8 protein-coding genes and 1 pseudogene are annotated in these 5,537 nt (G+C 61.8%); 5 read left to right on the top strand and 4 right to left on the bottom strand.

The window, feature by feature from the left end:
• Nucleotides 1-219 (bottom strand): annotated as a pseudogene (locus tag EOB59_RS35715) (myristoyl transferase); the annotation flags it as partial.
• Between the two features lie 121 nt (nucleotides 220-340).
• Here EOB59_RS35715 and EOB59_RS31335 point away from each other — a divergent pair.
• Nucleotides 341-1,246: a LysR family transcriptional regulator gene (locus tag EOB59_RS31335; RefSeq protein ID WP_127810284.1), complete on the top strand. Its 906-nt coding sequence runs from the start codon at nucleotides 341-343 to the stop codon at nucleotides 1,244-1,246.
• Between the two features lie 30 nt (nucleotides 1,247-1,276).
• Here EOB59_RS31335 and EOB59_RS31330 read toward each other — a convergent pair whose 3' ends face one another.
• Nucleotides 1,277-1,882, bottom strand: a complete 606-nt coding sequence (locus EOB59_RS31330) for a hypothetical protein (RefSeq protein ID WP_128290036.1) — start codon at nucleotides 1,880-1,882, stop codon at nucleotides 1,277-1,279.
• Nucleotides 1,883-2,029: 147 nt separating this feature from the next.
• Between EOB59_RS31330 and cysE the strand changes: the two genes are divergently transcribed.
• Nucleotides 2,030-2,878: a serine O-acetyltransferase gene (gene cysE / locus EOB59_RS31325; RefSeq protein ID WP_013531333.1), complete on the top strand. Its 849-nt coding sequence runs from the start codon at nucleotides 2,030-2,032 to the stop codon at nucleotides 2,876-2,878.
• Nucleotides 2,879-3,029: 151 nt separating this feature from the next.
• Nucleotides 3,030-3,233, top strand: coding sequence for a DUF3126 family protein (locus EOB59_RS31320; RefSeq protein ID WP_013531334.1), 204 nt, complete (start codon nucleotides 3,030-3,032; stop codon nucleotides 3,231-3,233).
• A gap of 69 nt (nucleotides 3,234-3,302) precedes the next feature.
• Here EOB59_RS31320 and EOB59_RS31315 read toward each other — a convergent pair whose 3' ends face one another.
• The gene (locus EOB59_RS31315; RefSeq protein ID WP_128290035.1) at nucleotides 3,303-4,028 is read right to left on the bottom strand and encodes a hypothetical protein; all 726 of its coding nucleotides are present in this window, start codon (nucleotides 4,026-4,028) and stop codon (nucleotides 3,303-3,305) included.
• 125 nt (nucleotides 4,029-4,153) lie between these two features.
• Here EOB59_RS31315 and EOB59_RS31310 point away from each other — a divergent pair, with 125 nt between their 5' ends.
• Together EOB59_RS31310 and EOB59_RS31305 are read left to right on the top strand one after the other, a co-directional pair.
• Entirely contained in the window at nucleotides 4,154-4,495 is a 342-nt protein-coding gene (locus EOB59_RS31310; RefSeq protein WP_127397559.1) for a hypothetical protein, read from the top strand.
• Between the two features lie 19 nt (nucleotides 4,496-4,514).
• Complete coding sequence (locus EOB59_RS31305; RefSeq protein ID WP_128290034.1) at nucleotides 4,515-5,042, top strand: gamma carbonic anhydrase family protein; 528 nt, start codon at nucleotides 4,515-4,517, stop codon at nucleotides 5,040-5,042.
• Between the two features lie 43 nt (nucleotides 5,043-5,085).
• On the opposite strand, the gene EOB59_RS31300 is transcribed toward EOB59_RS31305, so the two are convergent.
• Nucleotides 5,086-5,537 (bottom strand): ankyrin repeat domain-containing protein (locus EOB59_RS31300; RefSeq protein WP_164895806.1); only part of this gene is annotated, 452 nt, incomplete at its 5' end.

Here is a 5,537-nt window from a genome sequence, read left to right as displayed (position 1 = left end):
GCGCGCCATCGCTGCCATGACGTTGGTCAGGTCGTCCTCGAACTTGATGCTGACATCAAGGCCCTTGGCGGTGAAGCAGCCAAGGTCGCTGGCGATATGGACAGGCGCAAATCCCAGCCATGTCGGCGCCAGGATGCGGATCTGGTCGGCGCTGAGGGCGAGCTGCGAACTGGCGAGCAGCAGGGCTGCGGACAAGGCGGTGCCGAGTAACGGTTTCATGATTGTTCCCCAATTTTGTTCCGTACAGGCTCGCGATTTCTGACATTGATGTAAATGAGTTTATTTAGAACGATACATCGAATAACATCGATGTATCGTTCTGTGCATCATGGGGAATGGCATGCGCCGGCTGGACAATATCGATATCCGCCTGCTGCGCGTTTTCGTGGCGCTGGCCGATTCAGGCGGGTTCGCCGCTGCGCAAATCACGCTCAACCTGTCACAGCCGACGCTGAGCACGCATCTGGCGGAGCTGGAGAAACGCATCGGTGCCCAACTCTGCCATCGCGGGCGCAAGCAATTCCGCCTGACCGAGGTTGGACAGGCAACCTACGATGCGGCGCAGAAGCTGTTCCGCGACCTTGACGATTTCGGACATCGCATCAATGCAGCCAGCGGCAGCCTGTCGGGCCGCTTGCGGGTCGGCACGTCTGATGGGGTCTTCACCAGTGGCGAACTGGGTATCCAGCACGCCCTCAGCCGCTTCATGGGGCCCGATTCCGACGTCTTCATCGACCTTTCGGTGGGTACGCCGTCCGAACTCGAGCAACAAGTTGCCGATGGCGGTCGCGACGTCGTCATCGGGCCGCTGTCGCAGAAAGCGCCTGGGGTCGTCTATCGCGACTATTGCGGCGAACCGCATCTTCTCTATTGCGGCCGCCGGCATCCTCTCTTTGCGATGCCCGATTCAAGGATCGATCAAGGCGCCGTCGACGCCGCGCGGTTCTCGGTGCGCAGCTATCGACATTTCGACGACCTCTACCTGGTCGGCCATCCCAAGGCGAGTGCATCGGTCGTGCACATGGAAGCGCAGTTGATGCTGATCCTGTCGGGCAACTTCATCGGCTTTCTGCCGTGCCATTTTGCCGATCCCTGGGTCGCCGCCGGAGACATGCGGGCCATCAAGCCAAGGGCCTATTCGTTCAGTTCCATACACCGCGTCGCCTATCGCAAGACCGACGCCCAGCGCTCGCTTGTTCAGGCGTTTCTCGGTGCATTGTTCGATGCAACGCCCGTGGCGGGATAGGGCGACATGCAAGCGCGCCACCGGCGAAGATCACAAAGGGGTTTGCAGGGCCTGCAATGACCGCGTCATGTTTTCCCTGGCCTGCGGTTCGAAGCGCTGGCGAAACTCTTCGGTGTGGAAGATGTGCGGGCGGGCGAGGAAAGTCTTCAGGACAGCACTGCGTCCGGCCCGCCACATTGGCTCCTCCACCCAGTGGTACTCGCGCCGCACGGCGCGCTCATAGGCGTCGAAGGCGTCCGGCGCGGCTCCCAGGATCGACAGATCCATATCCAGGAAAAGACTTGCGTCCCGTGTGGCCGCCGCGTCTTCGAACGGCGGCACCTGGTGCGTGGCGGTGGCGACGATCATTGCAGAGATGCGGTTGAGGCGAGAAGGATTTGCGCGGCCCGCCAGCTTTTTCTCGGCAAGGGCAGCACTTTGCGCCTCATTGTCCTTGGCCTTGCTGTCATAGACGGCATCGTGGAACCAGATCGCCGCTTCGATCGCCTCGGGGTCGCCGAGCAATTCTCGATAGTCGCCAGCGAGCGCCAGCATCGCCTCGATATGGGCAAGGTTATGATAGTGGCGGCCTGGGGCCCGGTAGAGAGCCGAAAGCTCGCTTTTCAGCGCGTCGTCGATCAAGGGTTCGTTTTCCATGGCTGCTTGAATTCCCGCGAACCAAATCCATTTGACAAAGCACTAAGGAAAATTGAGTTCAATCGTGCTATCATCTGGCTTATATGTGCGGCCAGGCAACAGGCAAGCACAACAGGCAAGCCAGGCAGGACGCAGGACGAGACGGCGATGAACAGCATCAGCATTTCCCGACACAGCGCATTGAAGCCCGTCGATCCGATCTGGCGTTCGATCCGCGACGAGGCCATGGAGGCTGTCAACCGCGACCCGCTGCTCGCTGCATTCCTCTATTCGACCATCCTCAACCAGGACAGCCTGGAGGAAGCAGTCATTCACCGGCTGGCCGAGCGGCTGGCGCACCAGGACATCGGCTCCGATCTCATCCGCCAGACGTTCAAGTCCATGCTGGCCGACGACAAGGAGTGGCCGACGACGGTGCGTGTCGACATCCAGGCCTATTATGATCGCGATCCGGCTTGCGATCGCTTCATCATGCCTGTGCTCTATTTCAAGGGTTTCCACGCCATCCAGACCCATCGGCTGGCGCATTGGCTGTGGAATCAGGGGCGCAAGGATTTCGCGCTCTACCTGCAGAGCCGCTCGTCTTCGGTGTTCCAGACCGACATCAACCCGGCCGCCCGCATCGGCAAGGGCATCTTCATCGACCATGCCACCGGCCTCGTGGTCGGCGAGACCGCTGTCATCGAGGATGACGTGTCGATCCTGCACGGCGTGACACTGGGCGGCACCGGCAAGGCCGGCGGCGACCGCCACCCCAAGATCCGCTACGGCGTGCTGATCGGCGCCGGCGCCAAGATCCTCGGCAACATCGAAATCGGCCATTGCTCGAAGATTGCCGCCGGCTCGGTGGTGCTGTCGCCTGTGCCGCACAACAAGACAGTTGCCGGCGTGCCGGCCCGCGTCGTCGGCGAGACCGGCTGCGATCAGCCGTCGCGCCAGATGGACCAGCTTCTGCCGTCGCAGACGATGGATCAGGTCGTCAGCTTCGACATCTGATTTTCACGAGGCCGCCGCCTGCTGCCGGATTCCGGCCGCTGGCATGAGTAGGTGGTTGTCTCGCCTTATCAGGCCGCTTGCCTTTACATCGCCATTGTCGACGTGCCAGAAGCGCGTTCGAACGAGCAAGCCCGATGATCGGAGAAGACTGTTGAAGCCGGACGAAATCAGAAAGCTGGACGCCTATTTCAAGCGCGTCTTCCAGAACCCCAAGCTCGAGGTCAAGGCACGGCCGCGCAAGGACGATTCGGCCGAGGTCTATGTCGGCGACGAATTCCTCGGCATCGTCTTCAAGGACGAGGACGACGGCGATTACAATTTCTCGATGGCGATCCTCGACATCGATCTGGCCTGAGCCAGCGATTTTGCGCTCGGCCGGCTCCGCCTCGAATGCGGCCGGCCGGCCGCACCTTCCGAGGCTTTCTTACTGTCCTGTTTTCAGGACGCGCCCGGCTTCAGTGGCGATTGCCGCGTCGAGCGCCTGCCAATCGCCCAGAAACTCCCTTGGGAAGCGATAGGTGAGGCTGAGCTCGTCGCCGACCTGGATGTCGCGCTCGCAAGGCGCCAGCGATTGGTCGGCACTCGGTCCGCTCAGGCAACGGGCCACGAACGGCTCCTTGCCGGGGCGATTGCCGACAACCAGCACCTCGTTCAGATAGCCTGATTTCTCGTTGAAACCATAAATCATCGTGCCGCCAGGCCCGACAATGCCGGGTTGGGTGATCAACGAGCTGTAGATCGGCGCGAAGCGGCCACTCATGTCACGCGACATCATCTGCTGTTCGAAGGCCAGAAAGACGATGCTTTTGGCTGTCCCCGTATGGTTGAAATCATCCCGCGCCGCCTCGCTGTAGCCGTCCATCTGGGGATAGCGCAGATAGAGGTCGAGCCGCGAGGCGATGCCGTCGCGCCGGGCCTGGGCGAAACGGATGGCGTTGGCCGGGACCGTGATGACATTGTTGCCGATCACCACCTGGTGCATCGTTGCGTCGTCGGTGTATCCGGCCATGGCGATCGAATGGCCGAACCATTTGCCTGCAAGGCTGATCGCTGCTGAAAGCAGGGCCAGCGCCGCGAATCCGTAGAGCACCCGCTTCATCAGCCTAGAATCGACCACAGTGAGTTCGTTGGCGAGCGCTGCCTGCTTCATCTCAGTCCTCGGATCTCGGGCCGTCCGTCCGCCTCCAGTGTCCTTGGGCGGCACACATCGTACGGCACGGCTCTTGCAGCCTGCGTGGAACGACTGTGCAATTTCATGGTAAATGGAAAGTTAAGATGGGACCGCTGGAACTCACACTCTTTGCTTTTGCCGTCGGGTTGACGGCCTGCGGGCTGGCCGGATCGGCTATGGAACTGGTGTCGGGCCGCAAGGTCGCCTTCACCGAACCCTATGTGTCGCCGTCACATGTCTTGCGCTCGCTGCTCGCCACGGCCTGTGCCGGACCCTTCATGCTGGTCAATGATGCCATCGATGCCCGGCGTCAGCGCCGCATTTCAACGTTGGCGCTGATGTCCTGCGGCTGCACGGCAATTGCGTGGACCTTGGCGCTGGGCGTCGTCGTGCTTGCCATTGCCTCATGGACGGTCCGTCTCCTAGGGTCCGAGCTGTCAGGCTGAGACGATTCGGAGACCAGAAATGCCGCTTTATGCGATCGATGGAACAGAGCCCAGCTTCGCCGATGCGGATTCGAACTGGATCGCGCCCGATGCGACGCTGATCGGCGACGTCAGGGTCGGACGCAATGCCGGCTTCTGGTTTGGCGCCGTCATCCGTGGCGACAATGAGCCCATCGTCATCGGCGCCGATACCAACGTGCAGGAACATACTGTCATGCACACCGATCCCGGCTTCCCGCTGACGATCGGGGAAGGCTGCACGATCGGCCACCGCGCCTTGCTGCATGGCTGCACGATCGGCGACAACAGCCTGATCGGCATGGGCGCCATCGTGCTGAACGGCGCGAAAATCGGCAGGAATTCTCTGGTTGGCGCCGGTGCGCTGGTCACCGAAGGCAAGGAATTCCCGGACAATTCGCTGATCGTCGGCTCGCCTGCCAAGGCGGTCAGGGTGCTGGACGACGCGGCCGTGGCAAGGTTGCGCGGCTCGGCGGCGCACTACGTTGCCAACGGCAAGCGCTTCCAGGCGGGGTTGAAGAAGGTCTGAGGTCAGCCTGGCATTTGCTGGCGGTGGTTCGTAGCGCCCCAACTTACTGTCTGTCGGAGTTGCGCCCGGCCATCGCATCGCGCAGCAAGGAGGCACCGGCTTCAAAGCCGGCAATCTCGGCTTCCTCGATCACGTTCCTGTAGTCATCGATGCGGGTTTCGAGCACCGGGTCGGCGCCCGCCGCCAAAAGCAGGCCGATCGCATCGACACTGCGGATGGCCACCGAATAGTGCAGCGGAGTCCAGTCGTTGACGCCCCGCATGTTGGGGTCGGCACCGCCGTCGATCAACACCCGCACGATGTCCAGCCGGTCGGCGCGGTCGGTGGACAGCGCTGCAATGATGGACGGAACCCCGCCGTGATCCTGATAGTTTGGATTCGAGCCGGCATCCAGCAAAGACGAGATGAAGCCGACGGGGCTCCAATAGATCGCATATTCCAGCGGATGCCCGAGGCCGAGCTCGAACGGCATGCGCTCGTCGAACCAGCGGGAAG

Source organism: Mesorhizobium sp. M7A.F.Ca.MR.176.00.0.0 (assembly GCF_004023165.1).
Taxonomy (GTDB): Bacteria; Pseudomonadota; Alphaproteobacteria; order Rhizobiales; family Rhizobiaceae; genus Mesorhizobium.
The sequence above is the reverse complement of the archived record's forward strand: the minus strand, read 5'-3'. Positions and strand labels throughout refer to the sequence as shown.

Bases quoted from the DNA above. Each gene is read 5' to 3' on its own strand.
- EOB59_RS31335 (WP_127810284.1), top strand. From the start codon at position 341: ATGCGCCGGCTGGACAATATCGATATCCGCCTGCTGCGCGTTTTCGTG.
- EOB59_RS31330 (WP_128290036.1), bottom strand. From the start codon at position 1,882: ATGGAAAACGAACCCTTGATCGACGACGCGCTGAAAAGCGAGCTTTCG.
- cysE (WP_013531333.1), top strand. From the start codon at position 2,030: ATGAACAGCATCAGCATTTCCCGACACAGCGCATTGAAGCCCGTCGAT.
- EOB59_RS31315 (WP_128290035.1), bottom strand. From the start codon at position 4,028: ATGAAGCAGGCAGCGCTCGCCAACGAACTCACTGTGGTCGATTCTAGG.
- EOB59_RS31310 (WP_127397559.1), top strand. From the start codon at position 4,154: ATGGGACCGCTGGAACTCACACTCTTTGCTTTTGCCGTCGGGTTGACG.
- EOB59_RS31305 (WP_128290034.1), top strand. From the start codon at position 4,515: ATGCCGCTTTATGCGATCGATGGAACAGAGCCCAGCTTCGCCGATGCG.